Origin of the sequence: Streptococcus parasanguinis (genome assembly GCF_000963275.1) — a bacterium.
GTDB lineage: Bacteria > Bacillota > Bacilli > Lactobacillales > Streptococcaceae > Streptococcus > Streptococcus parasanguinis_B.
Genome location: NZ_JYOW01000001.1, coordinates 256,276 through 274,791 on the forward strand (window position 1 = coordinate 256,276; position 18,516 = coordinate 274,791).

General features: G+C 42.6%; 18 protein-coding genes. 16 read left to right on the plus strand and 2 right to left on the minus strand.

Annotated elements, in window-relative coordinates:
• The first annotated feature begins 2 nt into the window (after positions 1-2).
• The 15 genes from TZ97_RS01260 (at position 3) to TZ97_RS01335 (ending at position 14,028) form a co-directional block, all read left to right on the plus strand.
• A complete protein-coding gene (locus tag TZ97_RS01260) occupies positions 3-1,667 on the plus strand; it encodes a DAK2 domain-containing protein (protein WP_045759127.1) in 1,665 nt (554 codons plus the stop codon).
• Between the two features lie 282 nt (positions 1,668-1,949).
• The gene (locus tag TZ97_RS01265) at positions 1,950-2,504 is read left to right on the plus strand and encodes an SP0191 family lipoprotein (RefSeq protein ID WP_045759128.1); all 555 of its coding nucleotides are present in this window, start codon (positions 1,950-1,952) and stop codon (positions 2,502-2,504) included.
• Between the two features lie 135 nt (positions 2,505-2,639).
• A complete protein-coding gene (locus TZ97_RS01270; protein WP_014712940.1) occupies positions 2,640-2,831 on the plus strand; it encodes a hypothetical protein in 192 nt (63 codons plus the stop codon).
• On the plus strand, positions 2,828-3,025 hold the full coding sequence (locus TZ97_RS01275) for a hypothetical protein (RefSeq protein WP_031576466.1): 198 nt from the start codon (positions 2,828-2,830) through the stop codon (positions 3,023-3,025). The genes TZ97_RS01270 and TZ97_RS01275 overlap by 4 nt, the downstream gene beginning before the upstream one ends.
• On the plus strand, positions 3,012-3,929 hold the full coding sequence (locus TZ97_RS01280; RefSeq protein ID WP_045759129.1) for an ABC transporter ATP-binding protein: 918 nt from the start codon (positions 3,012-3,014) through the stop codon (positions 3,927-3,929). Before TZ97_RS01275 ends, TZ97_RS01280 begins: the two co-directional genes overlap by 14 nt.
• Complete coding sequence (locus tag TZ97_RS01285) at positions 3,898-4,638, plus strand: ABC transporter permease (RefSeq protein WP_045759130.1); 741 nt, start codon at positions 3,898-3,900, stop codon at positions 4,636-4,638. Before TZ97_RS01280 ends, TZ97_RS01285 begins: the two co-directional genes overlap by 32 nt.
• On the plus strand, positions 4,635-5,732 hold the full coding sequence (locus TZ97_RS01290; RefSeq protein ID WP_045759131.1) for a sensor histidine kinase: 1,098 nt from the start codon (positions 4,635-4,637) through the stop codon (positions 5,730-5,732). The genes TZ97_RS01285 and TZ97_RS01290 overlap by 4 nt, the downstream gene beginning before the upstream one ends.
• Before the next feature lies 1 nt (position 5,733).
• Complete coding sequence (locus tag TZ97_RS01295; protein ID WP_045759132.1) at positions 5,734-6,333, plus strand: response regulator transcription factor; 600 nt, start codon at positions 5,734-5,736, stop codon at positions 6,331-6,333.
• Positions 6,334-6,564: 231 nt separating this feature from the next.
• A protein-coding gene (locus TZ97_RS10110) for an IS3 family transposase (protein WP_152620226.1) occupies positions 6,565-7,913 on the plus strand; the annotation gives its coding sequence in 2 pieces (ribosomal slippage) (positions 6,565-7,015 and positions 7,015-7,913; 1,350 coding nt in all).
• Positions 7,914-8,112: 199 nt separating this feature from the next.
• Complete coding sequence (locus TZ97_RS01310) at positions 8,113-9,813, plus strand: acetolactate synthase large subunit (protein WP_003004603.1); 1,701 nt, start codon at positions 8,113-8,115, stop codon at positions 9,811-9,813.
• Positions 9,806-10,282, plus strand: coding sequence for an acetolactate synthase small subunit (gene ilvN, locus TZ97_RS01315; protein WP_003010242.1), 477 nt, complete (start codon positions 9,806-9,808; stop codon positions 10,280-10,282). The genes TZ97_RS01310 and ilvN overlap by 8 nt, the downstream gene beginning before the upstream one ends.
• Positions 10,283-10,350: 68 nt before the next feature.
• Positions 10,351-11,373 (plus strand): ketol-acid reductoisomerase, encoded by a 1,023-nt coding sequence (gene ilvC, locus TZ97_RS01320; protein WP_003004157.1) that lies wholly within the window; start codon positions 10,351-10,353, stop codon positions 11,371-11,373.
• 76 nt (positions 11,374-11,449) lie between these two features.
• Positions 11,450-12,700 (plus strand): threonine ammonia-lyase IlvA, encoded by a 1,251-nt coding sequence (ilvA, locus tag TZ97_RS01325; protein ID WP_045759134.1) that lies wholly within the window; start codon positions 11,450-11,452, stop codon positions 12,698-12,700.
• A gap of 110 nt (positions 12,701-12,810) precedes the next feature.
• On the plus strand, positions 12,811-13,704 hold the full coding sequence (locus tag TZ97_RS01330; RefSeq protein WP_003010253.1) for an SPFH domain-containing protein: 894 nt from the start codon (positions 12,811-12,813) through the stop codon (positions 13,702-13,704).
• Between the two features lie 108 nt (positions 13,705-13,812).
• On the plus strand, positions 13,813-14,028 hold the full coding sequence (locus TZ97_RS01335) for a capsule biosynthesis transcriptional regulator (RefSeq protein ID WP_003004771.1): 216 nt from the start codon (positions 13,813-13,815) through the stop codon (positions 14,026-14,028).
• 119 nt (positions 14,029-14,147) lie between these two features.
• Here the strand turns inward: TZ97_RS01335 and TZ97_RS01340 are convergent, their stop codons facing one another.
• The gene (locus TZ97_RS01340; protein WP_045759135.1) at positions 14,148-14,888 is read right to left on the minus strand and encodes an amino acid ABC transporter ATP-binding protein; all 741 of its coding nucleotides are present in this window, start codon (positions 14,886-14,888) and stop codon (positions 14,148-14,150) included.
• Positions 14,888-16,450 carry an ABC transporter substrate-binding protein/permease gene (locus TZ97_RS01345; RefSeq protein WP_045759136.1) on the minus strand — a complete coding sequence of 521 codons (1,563 nt, stop codon included), beginning with the start codon at positions 16,448-16,450 and terminating at the stop codon, positions 14,888-14,890. Before TZ97_RS01345 ends, TZ97_RS01340 begins: the two co-directional genes overlap by 1 nt.
• A gap of 117 nt (positions 16,451-16,567) precedes the next feature.
• Between TZ97_RS01345 and TZ97_RS01350 the strand changes: the two genes are divergently transcribed.
• Positions 16,568-18,475 carry a DUF2207 domain-containing protein gene (locus TZ97_RS01350; RefSeq protein WP_045759137.1) on the plus strand — a complete coding sequence of 636 codons (1,908 nt, stop codon included), beginning with the start codon at positions 16,568-16,570 and terminating at the stop codon, positions 18,473-18,475.
• The last annotated feature ends 41 nt before the right edge of the window (positions 18,476-18,516 follow it).

Consider the following 18,516-nt stretch of genomic DNA (forward strand, 5'->3'; position numbering starts at 1 on the left):
TCGTGGCTAATATTACTACAAGTTTATTTCAAGAAATGGTTCAAGCGGGGGCTACGCGCTTAAATAAACAAGCGGAATATGTAAACTCTTTGAACGTCTTTCCTGTACCAGATGGAGATACAGGGACTAATATGGGAATGACCATCGAAAATGGGGCCAAAGAAGTATCTGACCGTTCTGCATCAACTGTTGGAGAAGCAGCAGGAATCTTTGCTAAAGGTCTCTTGATGGGTGCGCGTGGGAACTCAGGAGTCATCACTTCTCAATTGTTCCGCGGATTTTCTCAAAGTGTCAAAGACAAAGAAGAATTGGATGGAGCAGCACTTGCAGCAGCCTTCCAATCTGGGGTAGAAGTTGCTTATAAAGCCGTTATGAAGCCGGTTGAAGGAACCATTTTGACGGTTTCTCGTGGAGCAGCCATCGGGGCTAAGAAAAAAGCAGAATCTACCAACGATGCAGTAGAAGTTATGCGTGCCGCTCTTGAAGGAGCTAAAACTGCTCTTGCGAAGACTCCAGATATGTTGCCAGTCTTGAAAGAAGTTGGCGTGGTAGACTCTGGTGGTCAAGGGTTGGTCTTCATCTATGAAGGATTCTTGTCAGCCTTGACAGGTGAATTCATCGCTTCTGAAGAGTTCCAAGCAACACCTGCAACCATGTCAGAAATGATCAATGCAGAACACCACAAGTCAGTTGCTGGCCATGTCGCAACTGAAGACATCAAGTTTGGTTACTGTACAGAAATCATGGTCGCTTTGAAACAAGGTCCAACCTATGTCAAAGACTTCGATTACGATGAATTCCGTAACTATTTGAACAACCTTGGGGATTCCCTATTGGTGGTGAATGACGATGAGATTGTCAAAGTTCACGTCCATACAGAAGATCCAGGTCTTGTCATGCAAGAAGGTCTTAAGTACGGAAGCTTGGTCAAGGTCAAAGTCGACAACATGCGCAACCAACACGAAGCGCAAGTTGAAAAAGAAGAGCGCCAAGCCAAACCAGTTGAAGAAAAAGAATATGCCATCATCGCAGTAGTTGCTGGTGACGGATTGGCTGATATCTTTAAAGCGCAAGGAGTTGATTACATCATCTCTGGTGGTCAAACTATGAACCCATCAACAGAAGACTTTGTCAAAGCAGTTGAAGAGTTGAATGCGCGCAACATCATTATCTTGCCAAACAACAAAAATATCTTGATGGCTGCTCAATCTGCAGCAGAAGTGATTGAGCAACCTGCAGCAGTTGTTGAGACCAAGACCATCCCTCAAGGATTGACTAGTCTTCTTGCCTTTGATGAAAGCAAATCAATCGAAGAAAACTACGAACGCATGAGCGCTTCATTGGGCGATGTTGTGTCTGGTAGTGTGACAACAGCGGTTCGTGATACCACTATTGATGGGCTTGAAATCCATGAAAATGATAATCTTGGAATGGTCGATGGCAAAATCGTTGTTTCAAATCCAGATATGATGGAAACCTTGGAAGAAACATTCGCTCATATGTTGGACGAAGATAGTGAAATTGTGACCATCTATGTCGGTGAAGACGGCAGTGAGGAGTTGGCAAATGAATTGGCCCAAGCCCTTGCTGAGAAGTATGAAGATGTAGAAGTGAAAATCCACCAAGGTGGCCAACCGGTCTACCCATACTTGTTTAGTGTAGAATAATTGAACAGAAGGTTCCTTTCGGAACCTTTTTTGTATATAGAAAAACGAGGAGATTCCTATGAAATCGGCGTGATTCAGAGGGATTGAGACTGAAGTGAACCGTCCACTGAGGCTTTATTCGTGAGAAAAAGGAGTTTCTGCAAAAAGTCTCATATTCATCAGATTTTTATTCAAATTGAAGAGCTTGAAAAGAGGGGGAAATGGTTTGAGAAGTGGAGTTTTTAGACAAGAAAGACGCGATATGTTATACTGGTATCAGTATGTGAAAGGAGAGTTATAAAAATGAAGAAATTTTTTGTAACCCTTGGGCTAGCCATTTTGGTATTGACTGGTTGTTCGCAATCCCAAACAAAGAAAATTACAACCGCTAGCTCATCTAGCAGTTCCACTGTTAAAAAAGAAGTAAAAAATGAAGAAAAAACCACAACCTTAGTAGGAGATATCAATGGAACAAAACACCGGGATATCATCAAGTCTAAGGGAGATAAGGTTGAAAACCTTCGCATCGAAGTGACGGCCAATCTGCCCCAACAACTTGGGACCATCGCAGCAGAAAAGTCACCTGAAGAGCTCACAGCAGCTATTCAAGCTTTGCTGGAGCAAAATGAAGACTATAAGAAACTAAAAACCGTTCCCGGTTTTAGTTTGGAATACACAGTCACACCAGAAAAGAAATTGCTCTCAACCAGTGTGATTGACCTCAACCAAATTGATGCCAAGTCTCTAGAAGAAATTTCTTACTTCAAAGATGCTGGTCTCAATGATTTGAAAAACATGAAGGCGGATGCCTTGGTGAAGGCCTTGAAATTGCATGGCATGAAAGAAGAAGGCCAGTAAGAAGAATAGAAAAAGTCGAGTGGAGTCACTTGGCTTTTTTTAGTGACTTTTGTCATGTGAGCCAGTGACAAAATCATCTAGTTGCCTCTTCTTCCTTTTCATATAATAAAGTCAGAAAGTAAGAGGTAAGGAAAAATGAAACAATGGTTCTATAAAGTGTTTACGTTAACAGTGGTGGGGATGGTCGTCTATTTGATCTTTTCAAAGGATGATAGTCTCTATTACCATTTTCCTTGGGAATTATTTGCTGGGATTGGCATCATGAGCTGGGCGGTTCAAGAAGGATTGAAAATGATCAAGGCTGTTAAAAAGGAGATGGAGCAATGAAAAAGAAACTTGAAATTGGATTGGTAGCTGTTTTGTGTTTGCTCCTTTGGGCAACTGAGATGATGACGGGCTGGTTTTCTGCCCATTTTCCTAGCTGGTTTTTCCAAACGGTTTGGGGAGTGACCTTGGTCGTCTATGTCATCATTCCAGCTGGCCAGATTTGGTTGAAAGGAGAGTCTCATGAGTGTCATTAGAGTAGAGAACTTGAACAAAAGTATCAAAGGAAAGGTGATCCTAGAAGATCTTTCTTTCACAGTGGAACGGGGGGATTGCCTGGCCTTGATTGGGCCAAACGGAGCTGGGAAAACAACCTTGATGAACTGTCTGCTGGGAGATATGAAGGCGACTTCTGGAACTATTGAAGTAGAGGGGAAGGCACCTGGTCATCCTCAGTTAAAGGCTAGTGTGTCCTATCTCCCTCAAGAGAATGCTATCGTTCAAAAGTTAACCGTGCAGGAACTGATCAACTTCTTTCGCTCTATTTATCCTAATCCCTTAACAGGGGAAGAAATTGATGATTTATTACGTTTTAGCTCAGAACAAAAGAAGCAATTGGCTAGTAAGTTGTCTGGTGGTCAAAAGCGTCTCTTATCTTTTGTTCTAACCTTGATTGGTCGTCCCAGTCTTTTGTTTTTGGACGAGCCAACTGCTGGAATGGATACTTCCACCCGCCAACGCTTTTGGGAGATCGTCGGGCATTTAAAGGAAGAAGGCGTGACCATTGTCTATTCTTCGCATTACATCGAGGAAGTAGAACATACAGCTGATCGGATCCTGGTCTTGCATCAGGGCCGTTTGCTTCGGGATACGACACCTCTCGCTATGAGAAGCGAAGAGGTAGAAAAACATTTCACCCTGCCTTTGCGTTATCAAGCTCTAGTGGCAGAGATGGAAGGCATTGGTCAAGTGGTCATTAAACCCGATGCTCTTCAGGTTGTGACACGCGACGCCAATCGTTTGTGGACTCGCTTGCAAGAAGAAGGATGTTCGATCCAAGAAATCGAAGTAAGCAATCGAAGTTTATTGGATTCTATTTTTGAAAATACAAAGGAAGTAGGTAGAGAAGATGAAACGCATGAAAGCTCTCGGCGTGGTTGAGTGGCATTTGACCAGTCGCCAAGCTATTTATTACTTGTTATCAATTGGGATGCCCACGGCCTTTTATCTCTTCTTTTCAGGGATGTACCAGGACACGCCAGGGGCACCCGCTCACTTTATGAGGGATTATCTTTTGTCCATGACGGCTTTTTCCATGATGTCTACGGCTATCTTTTCTTTTCCAACTGTTCTTGAAACCGATCGACTCAACAATTGGCAAAAAGTATTGCGCCATACTCCGGTATCTATGGTAGAATATTATTTAATAAAGGTTGTCGGTCTCTTTGTCGATTTTCTCCTATCGATTGGAGTTGTCTTTACCGTGGGACATGTGGTGCGGCATGTGAATATGTCCCTACAGGATTGGGTCTTGTCGGCCTTTATTCTCATCCTAGGAAGTCTAGCTTTTGTAGCTCTCGGTCTAGTTTTGACCCTGCTTCCTTCCAGTCAATTGATGTCTGTTGTGGGCAATCTCCTTTACATGGGGCTGGCTGTTATGGGTGGACTATGGATGCCCATTAGCCTATTTCCAGAATGGATGCAAGCCATTGGCAAATGCCTACCAACCTATCAATTGATGGAACTGATCAAAACCTTTTTAAACAAGGGACAGGTCAATGGCTTTGCTAGTCTTTATTTAGCTTTGTTTACCCTGGTCTTGTTTGCCCTTGTTATCGTCTATCGTCGTCATTCTGAGGTTCGTTCATGATTGAAAAACTCAAACATATTCACCATATGTTTTATGTAGGCTTAATCTTTATGGCCTTTCCCTTTGCTTCTATTTTCTTAGGGCAGATTCCCTGGTGGCATTTCTTTTTAGCCATCTTCTTTATGATAAGCTATCTAGGAATCCTCATTACTGAAAATAAGAAACTGACCTGGCTTTTTTGGATTTATCTTCTATTTTATATTGCAGGAAATACCTTTTTTGTTGGAACTAGCTTTTGTTGGTTTTACTATTATGTGAGCAATATTTTGATCTATCGTTTTGGGATTCGCGATTTTCGCTCGCCCTTTCTTTGGACGGCTGTTGGATCACTACTGATCCTTTTTGGAGCTCTATTATTTAATAGGGAGATGAGAGAAAATGATTGGCTTTTTGTCCTGATCGTCTCTTTGTTTATCGCGGTTATGACCTTTAGTATGGTTCGGATGGAGATGATGGAAGAGTTGAAAGTTGACCATGCCAAGCAAAACGCCCAGATCAATCTCTTGCTGGCAGAAAACGAGCGCCATCGGATTGGCCGTGATCTGCATGACAGTCTAGGACACACCTTTGCCATGCTGAGTGTCAAGGCGGACCTAGCTGATCAATTCTTGGCATTGGGTCAGGTTGAGAAGGCCCAGGAGCAGGTGCAAGAGATTCAAGCCATCAGTCAAGAGTCCATGCACCAAGTCCGTGAGATTGTGGAGAATTTGAAGCAGCGAACCCTGGCAAGAGAGCTAGAAACCGTCAAGCAAATGCTGGAAGTAGCTCAAATCAAAGTGGAGATTCAGAACGAGCTTGATACAGCCAGCATCTCGCCGATCCTAGAATCTGCTCTAGCCATGGTGTCTCTGGAATTAGCCACCAATATGATCAAACATGCCAAAGCGACGCAGGCCTTTCTCTCTTATTGCTCCACCGAGACAGGTGTAGAAATGGTTGCAGAAGACAATGGCATCGGCTTTAGTAAAGTTTCCGATAAGGATCTGCACTCGATCCGCGAACGGATTGCCTTGTTGAGAGGAGAGTTAGAGATCAGTCGTCGTCACAAGCCAACCCGCATAGAAATACGGATCCCCTATCAAGAAAGGAAATAAGATGCGCTTATTAGTTGCTGAAGACCAAAGTATGTTACGCGATGCGCTCTGCCAGCTCTTGCTCCTACAAGAGGATGTGGAAGATGTCTTGCAGGCTGGCGATGGGCAAGAGGCCATTCGTTTACTCGAAACACATCCAGTCGATATTGCGATTTTAGATATCGAAATGCCCATCAAAACTGGGTTAGAAGTGTTGGAATGGACTAAAAGTCAACAACCCCAGCTCAAGGTCGTCATCGTTACCACCTTTAAGCGACCGGGCTATTTTGAGCGGGCCCTCAAGGCTGGAGTCGATGCCTATGTCTTAAAAGAACGCCGCATTACGGATTTGATGGCCACTCTGCATACCGTTTTAGCAGGGCAAAAAGAATATTCGCCTGAATTAATGGAAGGGATTTTGACCCATCCCAATCCTCTAAGCCCTCAAGAAAAGGCAGTTCTAAAAGAAGTCGCAAAAGGGGCTTCTAACCAAGAAATTGCTGATCGCTTATTTCTCTCAAACGGGACCATCCGCAATTATATGTCAGCCATTCTGACCAAGTTGGATGCGGAAAACCGGACCGAGGCGGCAAAAATTGCCCAAGAAAAGGGTTGGTTATAAGGAAGAAAAGAGAGTGGGACAGAAATCGGTAATTCGTTAGAATTCGATTTCGTCGTCCCACCTCCGCACAGTTGAGTAGGGCTGTAAAAGCTGATGAAATCAGCGTAGTAGAGCCCACTCAACCACTGCGTCTTGCTCGACAATCCAAAAACAAAAAAGAGGCTAGGACTTTTGTTGAACCGCACCCCAAAAGTTAGACAGAAAAAATCTAACTTTTGGGGTGTTTTTATTATGAAATTGACATATAAGGATAAGGTTCAAATATATGAACTTAGAAAACAAGGGCGAAGCTTCAAAGAGCTTTCAAATATATTCGGGATAAATATTCCTAATCTTAGGTACATGATTAAATTGATTGATCGTTACGGTATAGAGTTCGTCAAAAAGGGGAAGAATCGTTATTATTCTCCTAAATTAAAACGAGAAATTATTGATAAAGTTCTGCTTGAAGGTCGTTCACAAATAAGGGTGTCTCTAGATTATGCTCTCCCAAACCAAGGAATGCTTCCAAATTGGCTGGCACAATACAAGAAAAATGGGTATACTATTGTTGAGAAAACAAGAGGGAGAGCACCTAAAATGGGACGCAAGCCAAAGAAGAAACCTGAAGAAATGACAGAGTTAGAACGTCTTCAAGCAGAAAATGAATACCTGAGAGCGGAGAATGCTGTTCTAAAAAAGTTGAGAGAACTCCGATTGAAGGAGGAAAAAGAGCAAGAAGAAAAACGAAAATTGTTCAAGGATTGGTAGCAGAGTTTTCTTTAGATATCCTTCTAAAGATTATTAAGCTTGCCCGTTCAACTTATTATTATCACTTAAAACAGCTGGATCAAAGCGATAAGGATGATCAAGTTAAAGCTGAAATTCAGTCAATTTATACTGAGCATAAAGGAAATTACGGCTATCGTCGCATGACTCTAGAATTACGAAATCGTGGCTTCGTAGTGAACCATAAGAAGGTGCAGCGTCTTATGAAAGTACTTGGTTTAACGGCTCGAATTCGCCGTAAACGGAAGTATTCTTCATACCAAGGAGAGGTTGGCAAGAAAGCAGATAACCTTATTCAACGTCAATTTGAAGCAACCAAACCAATGCAAAAGTGCTACACAGATGTGACAGAATTTGCCATTCCAGCAAGCAGCCAAAAGCTTTATTTATCACCAGTTTTAGATGGCTTTAACAGCGAAGTTATCTCCTACAATCTTTCTACTTCGCCGAACTTAGTACAAATGAAAGCTATGCTAGAACAAGCCTTTACAGCGAACCATTACGAAAATACAATTCTCCATAGTGACCAAGGATGGCAATACCAACACGATTTCTATCATCATTTTTTAAAGAATAAGGGAATCCAACCATCTATGTCACGTAAGGGAAATAGCCCAGATAACGGTATGATGGAATCTTTCTTTGGCATTCTTAAGTCTGAAATGTTTTATGGTTATGAGAATACGTTTCAGTCACTTGAGCACTTGGAACAAGCTATTGTCGACTATATTGATTACTACAACAACAAACGAATTAAGGTAAAACTAAAAGGACTTAGTCCTGTACAATACAGAACTAAATCCTTTGCTTAAATTAATTGTCTAACTTTTTGGGGTCAGTACATGTCCCAGCCTCTTTTTTGTGATAGACCTAGCATTTTTAGAAAAACTCTCATTCTTCGGATTTGGATAGAAAATTCAGAAAATTTACTATTTTTCCTTGAAATATTTTCTAAAAATGGTATGATAGTAGCATGCTAATTTGATATACAAAGTACTGGAAAGGAGAGACATGGAGAAAATTACCTTAGAAACTGCAAAAACCGGTTCAGAGCTCGTTCTTGAAACCCTGCGTGATTTGGGCATTGACACGATTTTTGGTTATCCTGGTGGAGCGGTTTTGCCTTTATACGATGCCATCTATAGCTTTGAGGGTATCCAGCATATCTTGGGTCGTCATGAACAAGGATGCTTGCATGAGGCTGAAGGCTACGCCAAATCAACTGGAAAGCTGGGTGTCGCAGTCGTCACTAGTGGACCGGGGGCGACCAATGCCATTACAGGGATTGCAGATGCCATGAGCGATAGCGTTCCCCTATTAGTCTTCACTGGTCAAGTCAATCGTGCTGGGATCGGGAAAGACGCCTTTCAAGAAGCGGATATCGTGGGAATTACCATGCCCATCACCAAGTACAACTATCAAGTACGTGAGACGGCAGATATTCCACGAATTATCACAGAAGCTGTCCATATTGCGACGACCGGCCGTCCTGGCCCTGTGGTAATTGACCTTCCAAAGGATGTGTCTGCTTTAGAGACAGATTTTATCTATGAACCAAGTGTGAAGCTTCCAAGCTACCAGCCTACCATTGAACCCAATGAATTGCAGATCAAAAAGATTTTGAAGCAATTGAGTAAGGCTAAAAAACCAGTTCTTCTTGCTGGTGGTGGGGTGAGTTACGCTGGAGCTGCAAAAGAGTTGATTGCTCTAGCAGAGCGCTATCAAATTCCGGTAGTGACCAGTCTGTTAGGCCAAGGAACGATTGCAACCAGTCATCCTCTTTTCCTAGGGATGGGAGGCATGCATGGATCCTTCGCGGCCAATATCGCTATGACAGAGACGGATTTCATGATCAGTGTTGGTTGTCGATTTGACGACCGTTTGACAGGGAATCCAAAGACTTTCGCTAAAAATGCTAAGGTTGCCCATATCGACATTGATCCTGCAGAGATTGGTAAGATCATTGCTGTCGACATTCCTGTCGTTGGCGATGCAAAGAAAGCCTTGCAACAGTTGCTAGCAGAGCCAACGGTTCATAATAACACTGAAAAGTGGATCGAAAAGGTGACCCAAGATAAGAACCGGGTTCGTTCTTACGATAAGAAGGAACGGGTTGTGCAACCACAAGCTGTGATTGAACGCATTGGAGAGTTGACCAAGGGAGACGCTATTGTCGTCACAGACGTTGGACAACACCAAATGTGGGCAGCTCAATACTATCCTTACCAAAATGAGCGCCAATTGGTAACATCTGGTGGTCTAGGAACGATGGGATTCGGTGTTCCTGCAGCTATCGGAGCGAAAATTGCCAATCCAGATAAAGAAGTTGTTCTCTTTGTCGGAGATGGTGGTTTCCAAATGACCAATCAAGAATTGGCAATCTTAAATATTTATAAGGTTCCGATCAAGGTCGTTATGCTCAACAACCACTCGCTTGGAATGGTCCGTCAATGGCAAGAAGCCTTCTATGATGGTCGGACGTCAGAGTCAGTCTTTGATAGCCTTCCAGATTTCCAATTGATGGCGCAAGCTTACGGGATCAAGAATTATAAATTTGATAATCCTGAAACTCTTGAGAAGGATTTGGAAGTCATCACAGAAGATGTACCAATGTTCATCGAAGTAGACATTTCTCGGAAAGAGCATGTCTTGCCGATGGTACCAGCTGGTAAGAGTAATCATGAGATGTTGGGGGTGAAGTTTAATGCGTAGAATGTTAACAGCCAAACTTCAAAACCGCTCAGGTGTTCTGAACCGCTTTACTGGAGTCTTGTCGAGACGTCAAGTCAATATCGAAAGCATCTCTGTTGGCGCAACAGAAAACCCTAATGTATCGCGGATTACCATTATCATTGATGTTGCTTCGCATGATGAAGTAGAGCAAATCATCAAACAGCTCAACCGCCAAGTGGATGTGATCCGTGTCCGGGATATCACTGATAAACCACACTTGGAGCGCGAAGTGATCCTGGTGAAAGTTTCTGCACCTGCTGAGAAGCGAGCAGAAATCTTGGCCATTATTCAACCTTTCCGTGCGACCGTGGTCGATGTAGCCCCAAGCTCTATCACCGTTCAAATGACGGGAAATGCAGAAAAGAGCGAAGCCCTCATTCGTGTTATTCGACCTTATGGGATTAAAAACATCGCCCGCACCGGTGCAACCGGATTTACTCGAGATTAATTCTCACCTTAACATTGTTAACCCCGCCTTAAAAAGGCAAATAATATAATAGAAAAGAGATTTTACTTATGGCAGTTCAAATGGAATACGAAAAAGACGTTAAAGTACCAGCACTTGATGGTAAAAAAATCGCCGTTATCGGTTATGGTTCACAAGGTCATGCACACGCACAAAACTTGCGTGATTCAGGTCATGATGTCATCATCGGTGTGCGTCCTGGTAAATCATTCGATAAAGCAAAAGAAGATGGATTTGAAGCTTACCCAGTTGCAGAAGCAACTAAATTGGCTGATATCATCATGATCTTGGCACCAGACGAAATCCAAAAAGATATCTACAAAGATGAAATCGCTCCAAACTTGAGCGCTGGTAAAGCTCTTGGTTTTGCCCATGGTTTCAATATCCACTTTGGTTACATCAAAGCTCCTGAAGACGTAGATGTCTTCATGGTTGCACCAAAAGGACCAGGTCACTTGGTACGTCGTACTTACACTGAAGGATTTGGTGTACCAGCACTTTACGCTGTCTACCAAGATGCTACTGGTAACGCGAAAGACATCGCAATGGACTGGGCAAAAGGTGTTGGTTCAGCACGTGTTGGTCTTCTTTCAACAACCTTCAAAGAAGAAACAGAAGAAGATTTGTTTGGTGAACAAGCCGTTCTTATGGGTGGTTTGACAAGCTTGATCGAAGCTGGATTTGAAGTTTTGACAGAAGCTGGTTATGCACCTGAATTGGCTTACTTCGAAGTCCTTCACGAAATGAAATTGATCGTTGACTTGATCTACGAAGGTGGCTTCAAGAAAATGCGTCAATCATGTTCAAATACTGCAGAATTTGGTGATTTCGTGACTGGTCCACGTGTTATCGGTCCAGAAGTAAAAGAAAACATGAAAGCTGCCCTTGCTGATATCCAATCAGGTAAATTTGCACGTGAATTCGTTGAAGACCACGATGCTGGTTTCCCACGTTTGAAAGCCTTCCGCAAACAAGCTGAAGAACTTGAAATTGAAAAAGTTGGTGCTGAATTGCGTAAAGCGATGCCGTTCGTTGGTCAAAACGACGATGACGCCTTCAAAATCTACAACTAATTGTCTGTAGAAGACTAAGCAAGTTGGGACACCCTGGCTTGCTTTTTTGATCAATACACAGCAACAGAGGTATGAAATGATAACAGCAAAAGATGTGGCTAAGGCCCATAAAATATTAAGTGGAGTCGTTGTCAATACGCCCCTTGAATACGACCACTATTTATCTGAAAAATATGGGGCAAAGATTTATTTGAAAAAAGAAAACGCCCAACGTGTTCGTTCGTTCAAGATTCGTGGAGCGTATTTTGCAATTTCTCAACTTTCAAAAGAAGAGCGTGAGCGTGGGGTAGTGTGTGCTTCTGCGGGAAACCATGCGCAAGGGGTTGCTTATACTTGTAATGAAATGAAGATTCCAGCAACCATCTTCATGCCGATTACAACACCGCAACAAAAGATCGGCCAAGTCCGATTCTTTGGTGGGGATTATGTAACAATCAAGTTGGTCGGAGATACTTTTGACGCTTCAGCGAAGGCGGCCCAAGAATTTACTCTTGCAGAAAAGCGGACCTTTATTGACCCGTTTGATGATCCACACGTACAGGCTGGCCAAGGAACAGTGGGCTATGAAATTCTTGAGGAAGCTCGAAAAGAATCGATTGCCTTTGATGCTGTCCTTGTCCCTGTCGGTGGAGGAGGCCTCATTTCAGGTGTTTCTACCTATATCAAAGAAACGGATCCTCGGATTGAAGTCATTGGGGTAGAGGCCGAAGGAGCGCGCTCCATGAAGGCTGCTTTTGAAGCAGGTGGTCCCGTCAAATTGCCAGAAATCGATAAGTTTGCAGACGGGATTGCTGTGCAAAAAGTGGGACAATTGACTTATGAAGTGACCCGTCAACATGTGGAAACTTTGGTTGGGGTCGATGAAGGCTTGATTTCAGAGACTTTGATTGATCTTTATTCCAAACAAGGGATCGTAGCTGAACCAGCAGGAGCGGCCAGTGTGGCCTCCCTTGAAATCTTGCGCGAATACATCAAGGGGAAAACCATTTGTTGTATTATCTCAGGTGGGAATAATGACATCAACCGTATGCCTGAGATGGAAGAACGGGCTTTGATCTACGATGGAGTCAAACACTACTTTATCGTCAACTTCCCACAACGTCCAGGGGCTCTTCGAGAATTTGTAAATGATATCTTAGGGCCAAATGATGATATTACACGTTTTGAATACATCAAGCGTGCTAGTAAGGGAACAGGCCCTGTCTTGATTGGGGTTACTTTGGCCAATAAACATGACTATGCAGGCTTGGTTAACCGTATCGAGCGTTTTGATCCGTCTTTCATTAACTTGAACGGCAATGAAACTCTCTATAATATGCTGGTCTGAGTATCATGCAGAAATAATCGACTATTTAAGCAATATATTTTTATGGAATATATTGCTTTTTTATGAAGACTTGTGATATGATATGCGTAAATTAAAAGGAGGAACTTTTTATGCCTGGATTTTTTATCTTTATTTTATTCTTGCTAATGGTTGCAGGATTCATTGTGATTAGCTCACTATATGTGGTCAAGCAACAATCAGTTGCCATCATCGAGCGTTTCGGACGTTATCAAAAAATTAGCGATAGTGGCATTCATATGCGAGCGCCTTTTGGCATCGATAAAATTGCCGCACGAGTTCAATTGCGCGTCTTGCAGAGTGAGATCGTGGTTGAAACAAAAACTCAGGATAACGTGTTCGTTACCATGAATGTGGCGACGCAATACCGAGTGAACGAAAGCAACGTAAAGGATGCCTACTACAAACTCATGCGTCCAGAATCACAGATTAAATCATACATTGAAGATGCTCTTCGTTCTTCTGTGCCTAAGTTGACCTTGGATGAATTATTTGAGAAAAAAGATGAAATCGCTCTTGAAGTTCAAAAACAAGTGGCAGAAGAAATGTCAACTTATGGATATATTATTGTTAAAACCTTGATCACCAAAGTTGAGCCAGATGCCGAAGTGAAACAATCCATGAACGAGATCAATGCAGCGCAAAGAAAACGCGTGGCAGCTCAGGAGTTGGCAGAAGCAGATAAGATCAAGATCGTTACTGCTGCCGAAGCTGAGGCGGAAAAAGACCGTTTGCACGGGGTTGGTATTGCCGAGCAACGGAAGGCCATTGTCGATGGATTGGCAGACTCTATTAAAGAGTTAAAAGGTGCGAATGTAGACTTGACCGAAGAGCAAATCATGTCTATTCTCCTAACCAACCAGTACTTAGATACCTTAAATAATTTTGCAGATAAAGAAGGGAATAATACGATTTTCCTACCAGCAAACCCTGATGGCGTTGAAAACATTCGTACACAAATATTATCAGCCCTGAAAGCAAAGTAAACTTTTTATCATTTTTTAAAAAAGGTTCGTATTTTCAGCAATTTTAGTTGACAAAATGTGCAAAAAAATTTATATTAGTATTGGAAATAATAATATAGGAGAAAGATCATGGCCAAATCGAACTTTGAAAAAGTAGAATCAGTTGTTGGTTGGGTACGCGATAAGAAAATTACGGGATATCGTATCAGCAAAGAAACAAATGCCCGTGAAATGTCTATCATTGCCTTGGCTCAAGGACGTGCAAAAGTGAAGAATATCTCGTTTGAAACGGCACTTGGATTGATTGATTTTTATGACAAAAATCATCAAAAATTTGAAGATTAATTTGTTGTTCCAATTGAAAACCAGAGAGTGTGTTCTCTGGTTTTTTTCTATGCCTCAAAAGCAGAAGCGGTACAAAAAACAGCTTGCTTCCATACTGGTAAGCAAACTGTTTCAAGAGATTAATGTAAGAAGCGTTGAAGGAATTCCTTGGTCCGTTCTTCTTTTGGATTGCTAAAGATTTCTTTTGGATCTCCTTGCTCAGCGATGACACCCTTGTCCATGAAGATGACCCGGCTAGAGACATCGCGGGCAAATTCCATTTCGTGGGTGACGACAATCATGGTGAGTCCTTCTTTTGCCAGATCCTGCATGATTTTCAAGACTTCCCCAACCATTTCTGGGTCTAGGGCAGAAGTTGGTTCATCGAAGAGAATGGCATCAGGATCCATTGAGAGAGCACGTGCGATGGCGACCCGTTGCTTTTGACCACCTGAAAGTTGTTTCGGACGGGCAGCCCAATATTGAGATCCCATACCGACTTTTTCAAGGTTTTCTTTGGCAACTTTCTCAGCAGTTTCACGATCGCGCTTGAGGACGGTTGTTTGTGCAACGATCGTATTTTCCAAGACGTTTAAATTTTCGAAGAGATTAAAGCTTTGGAAAACCATCCCTAATTTCTCGCGGTAGTGGGTAAGATCATAGTCAGGATCAAGAACATTTTGCCCACGATAGAGAATCTCTCCAGCAGTAGGAGTCTCTAGAAGATTGATGGAGCGAAGGAAGGTTGATTTTCCGCTACCAGAGCTCCCGATGATGGAGATTACCTCTCCTTTTTCAACCGTAAGGGAAATATCTTTCAAGACTTCATTTTGACCATAAGATTTTTTTAAATGTTGAATTTCAAGAATTTTTTCTGCCATTATTTCACCTCATTGACTTGCATTTGATTGGCACCTGTAGTATAAGTATCAGAATCTAAGCGACGTTCGATGTAGCGAAGAATTCGTGTGATGGTAAAGGTGAGAACGAAGTAAATCACAGCGATGATCGTAAAGGTTGGGAAGTATTGATAGTTTTGAGTTGCGATCGTATTTCCTGTAAAGTACAGTTCAACTACAGAGATAACATTCAAAACAGATGTATCCTTGATGTTAATAACAAATTCATTCCCTGTTGCTGGTAAGATATTGCGAACAACCTGTGGAAGGACGACCTTGCGCATGGTTTGTCCATGGGTCATTCCTAGAGCAGTCGCTGCTTCAAACTGACCTGGATCCACTGCTAAGATCCCACCACGAACAATCTCACTCATATAAGCTCCGGTATTGATGGATACGATAAAGATGGCGGCCCAGGTACGATCCAAGGAAATGTTGAAGGCTTGGGCGGAACCGTAGAAAATGACCATGGATTGAACGATCATCGGAGTTCCACGGAAGATTTCAATGTAGACATTGAGGAACCAACCAAAGGCAGTTTGGCATCCAGCAAGGAATTTATTTTTAGCCTTCGGAGCTGTCCGGAAGACACCGATTAACAAACCGATAATCAACCCAGCGATAGTTCCAGTCATAGAGATTAAGAGGGTCATTCCAGTTCCCCGTAGGAACTGTGGGCCATTATCCTTTAAAATCTTCATCATTTGGCTAAAGAATGTCTGCTTATCATCACTAGCATCACTGGAAGCTGGTTGCTTCTTAATCATATCATCCATGAGTTTGACTTGGTCTTCAGACGAAATCTTAGCTAGTGCGACATTGACTTGGTCAATTCTAGTGTCACCCTTCTTCATCCCGATAGCGATAGTCGCATCTTCTTCCCCAACTTCAAATCCTTTTTTGAATTGAATCATCTTAAATTTAGAATTAGCGGACTCGGCGGTTAGGGCTTCGGGACGTTCAGAAACATAGGCATCAATAACACCCGATTCTAAAGCTTGACGCATCTGGGCAAAATCACCCATTGCAGTTTCTTGTTTCGCACCCTTGAGTTGGGAAATGAGAGAATAGAGGTAGACCCCTTGTTGAGAGGTGACCTTTGCATCCTTAAAGTCATCTAAGGTAGTAGCATTTGCATAGTTTCCATCTTTACGAACCAGCATGACCGGTTCACTGGTATAGTAGCTCTTGGAGAAGGCGACCTCTTTTTTACGTTCAGCGGTTGGACTCATCCCAGCGATAATCATATCGATTTTACCAGAAGTGAGGGCTGGAATTAAACCGTTCCAAGATGTTTTTACGATCAGAGGTTTTTTACCTAACTCCTCAGCAACTTTTTTGGCGATTTGGACATCGTACCCATTGGCATATTGATTGGTACCGTCAATTTTAACAGCTCCATTTGCATCATCTTCTTGGGTCCAGTTGAAAGGAGCGTAGGCTGCTTCCATTCCGATTCGTAAATAGTCATCTGCATGAGCAACCTGTGTGATCCCCAGGCAAATGAAAAGCCCTGTTAAGAGCGCGAATAATGTTTTTTTCATTTTTTCTCCTCTTCCTTATTTTAACTTCTCCTATTGTACAGTAAAATAGGCTGCATTTCAAACATGGTCCTCTTTTTATTTAAAAAATGCTATAATAATACAAAGGAGTGTGATCAAATGAAAAAGTATTTGTATGTTTTTTTCGCCTTTCTGGCCTGCCTTTTTGTTAGTCAGAACGTCCATGCATCTAGCCCATCTTATGATGTACTTTACTATGGTGGAACCTTGACCTTGGACACCTGGGACGACGCCACCTATGAGGAAGAACTGGTTTATTATTTCAAAGATTCTTATAGAGGGCAGTATGTCAGTCTAGGAACTGCGGGGAACATGCCACAAGGCTTTGCAATTGAGATACCGCCAAAGGTTGAGGTGGAAGGTCGTGAGCTTCAAAGAGAACCAGAGATTACGAATCTAGGTGATGGCTACCGAGTGAAAATTTATAACAGTGGTGTAGCGCAAGATACAGTCAAAATAAAAGTCACATGGAAATTAAAAAATCTTCTTTATTCACACAAGGATATCTTGCAGTTGAACTGGAAACCAATTACGGATGGCGATCAGAAGGTGGACGAAGTTCAATTTCGTGTCATTCCTAAGTTTGCACCAGCCAATGCCCAATCGGAACTGTATATCCATACAGCCTTTATGGGACCGGATGTGACTGTAAAGAAAGAAGATGGAATCTATTCTGCCACTTTCTATAACCTAGGCAAAGGAAAAGCTGTGGAGTTGTATGGTTACTGGTTGAAGTCAGACCTAACTACCTTGTATGATTCTGGTCGAAATACAGGATTGACCAAATTGGATGAATTTCACAAGAACCAAGCTAAAATTGAACAGGAAAAATACTGGACACGCATGTTTTGGAACTGGATCTTACCAGCCTTATTGATTGCACTCTGGCTTCTTTCTCTCTTGGGTCGCAAACGGTTCAAAAAAATGATTTGGCCTGGTGTGACTTATCCGACTGATACTCGTCTTTATGAAATTCCACAGGATATTGCACCTCTTGTCATGAGCTCGGTTGTTTATTCAGCTGAATTAGACGAGGCCTCCCCTACCAATAAAGAGAAGGCAACTCCGCCGGTGTTTACATTTGAAAAAATGCTTCAAGCTACATTGCTGGATTTGATGGATCGTGGAGTGATTGTCTACGAGCAACAAGGAAATGAAGTCGTTTTGACCAGAAAGTCTCATGGGCATGTAGATGATTTTGAACGTTCCTTTATGAATATGGCTTTTGGGGATCAAGTTTCCTGTCCTGTTAACCGTCTCTTTGAGAATTATAAATTTAGTGATGATGTATACAAACATGCCAAAAAAGCAGATCAAGATGCCATTCGTTCACTAGGAAGTTGGGCTCAAGGCCGCTTTGATACGGCTGTCAACCAAGTGGCCCGAGATGTTCATCGCAAGGTGGAAGATCTCCATTTGCCAAGCTACTATCGCCCTTTAGAAGCAAAAGAAGAAGCGCAAGCTAGACGAAGTCTCTTCTTTGGTTGGGCTGCTTGGTTTATCGCCCTTGGAGCAGAAATCTTTGCCATCTTTGGGATGGGTTGGTTCTCTGTTCCTTGTTTGATAGGGATCCTCATACTTTGGTTTATGCCAGTGCGCTTCAATGGTGTCTTTAAAGCCTGCCTACGAGATGGTGTTGTCAATCTTGCGGGTGCTGAGCAACGCTATTACTGGGATAGTTTTGGTCGGATGTTGAAAGAGATTGCCCACCTCAACGATGCAGAGTTGCAGTCTCTGGTCCTATGGAATCGCTTATTGGTCTATGCGGCCTTGTATGGTGTAGCTGATCAGGTCACAAAGGTCATGAAGCTTCGGAATATTCATTTAGAAAATCAAGCCTTAAACGCCTTCGTTTACACCCCGTTCTATCATGATGTGACCCACTCAAGTCATGCCATGTCTACTTATGGATCGACAGCATCGACAGCTAGTCATTTCACAGTTTCCTCTGGTAGTGGAGGAGGTTTCTCTGGCGGAGGAGGCGGAGGAGGCTTTGGTGCCTTCTAAGTAGCACTAAGAATGGTCTTGGTCGCTCTTTCCCTTCTAGT

What these genes read in the sequence shown, in the direction of transcription:
- TZ97_RS01265 (WP_045759128.1), top strand. Translation starts at nt 1,950, where the DNA reads ATGAAGAAATTTTTTGTAACCCTTGGGCTAGCCATTTTGGTATTGACT.
- TZ97_RS01270 (WP_014712940.1), top strand. Translation starts at nt 2,640, where the DNA reads ATGAAACAATGGTTCTATAAAGTGTTTACGTTAACAGTGGTGGGGATG.
- TZ97_RS01275 (WP_031576466.1), top strand. Translation starts at nt 2,828, where the DNA reads ATGAAAAAGAAACTTGAAATTGGATTGGTAGCTGTTTTGTGTTTGCTC.
- TZ97_RS01280 (WP_045759129.1), top strand. Translation starts at nt 3,012, where the DNA reads ATGAGTGTCATTAGAGTAGAGAACTTGAACAAAAGTATCAAAGGAAAG.
- TZ97_RS01285 (WP_045759130.1), top strand. Translation starts at nt 3,898, where the DNA reads ATGAAACGCATGAAAGCTCTCGGCGTGGTTGAGTGGCATTTGACCAGT.
- TZ97_RS01290 (WP_045759131.1), top strand. Translation starts at nt 4,635, where the DNA reads ATGATTGAAAAACTCAAACATATTCACCATATGTTTTATGTAGGCTTA.
- TZ97_RS01295 (WP_045759132.1), top strand. Translation starts at nt 5,734, where the DNA reads ATGCGCTTATTAGTTGCTGAAGACCAAAGTATGTTACGCGATGCGCTC.
- TZ97_RS01310 (WP_003004603.1), top strand. Translation starts at nt 8,113, where the DNA reads ATGGAGAAAATTACCTTAGAAACTGCAAAAACCGGTTCAGAGCTCGTT.
- ilvN (WP_003010242.1), top strand. Translation starts at nt 9,806, where the DNA reads ATGCGTAGAATGTTAACAGCCAAACTTCAAAACCGCTCAGGTGTTCTG.
- ilvC (WP_003004157.1), top strand. Translation starts at nt 10,351, where the DNA reads ATGGCAGTTCAAATGGAATACGAAAAAGACGTTAAAGTACCAGCACTT.
- ilvA (WP_045759134.1), top strand. Translation starts at nt 11,450, where the DNA reads ATGATAACAGCAAAAGATGTGGCTAAGGCCCATAAAATATTAAGTGGA.
- TZ97_RS01330 (WP_003010253.1), top strand. Translation starts at nt 12,811, where the DNA reads ATGCCTGGATTTTTTATCTTTATTTTATTCTTGCTAATGGTTGCAGGA.
- TZ97_RS01335 (WP_003004771.1), top strand. Translation starts at nt 13,813, where the DNA reads ATGGCCAAATCGAACTTTGAAAAAGTAGAATCAGTTGTTGGTTGGGTA.
- TZ97_RS01340 (WP_045759135.1), bottom strand. Translation starts at nt 14,888, where the DNA reads ATGGCAGAAAAAATTCTTGAAATTCAACATTTAAAAAAATCTTATGGT.
- TZ97_RS01345 (WP_045759136.1), bottom strand. Translation starts at nt 16,450, where the DNA reads ATGAAAAAAACATTATTCGCGCTCTTAACAGGGCTTTTCATTTGCCTG.
- TZ97_RS01350 (WP_045759137.1), top strand. Translation starts at nt 16,568, where the DNA reads ATGAAAAAGTATTTGTATGTTTTTTTCGCCTTTCTGGCCTGCCTTTTT.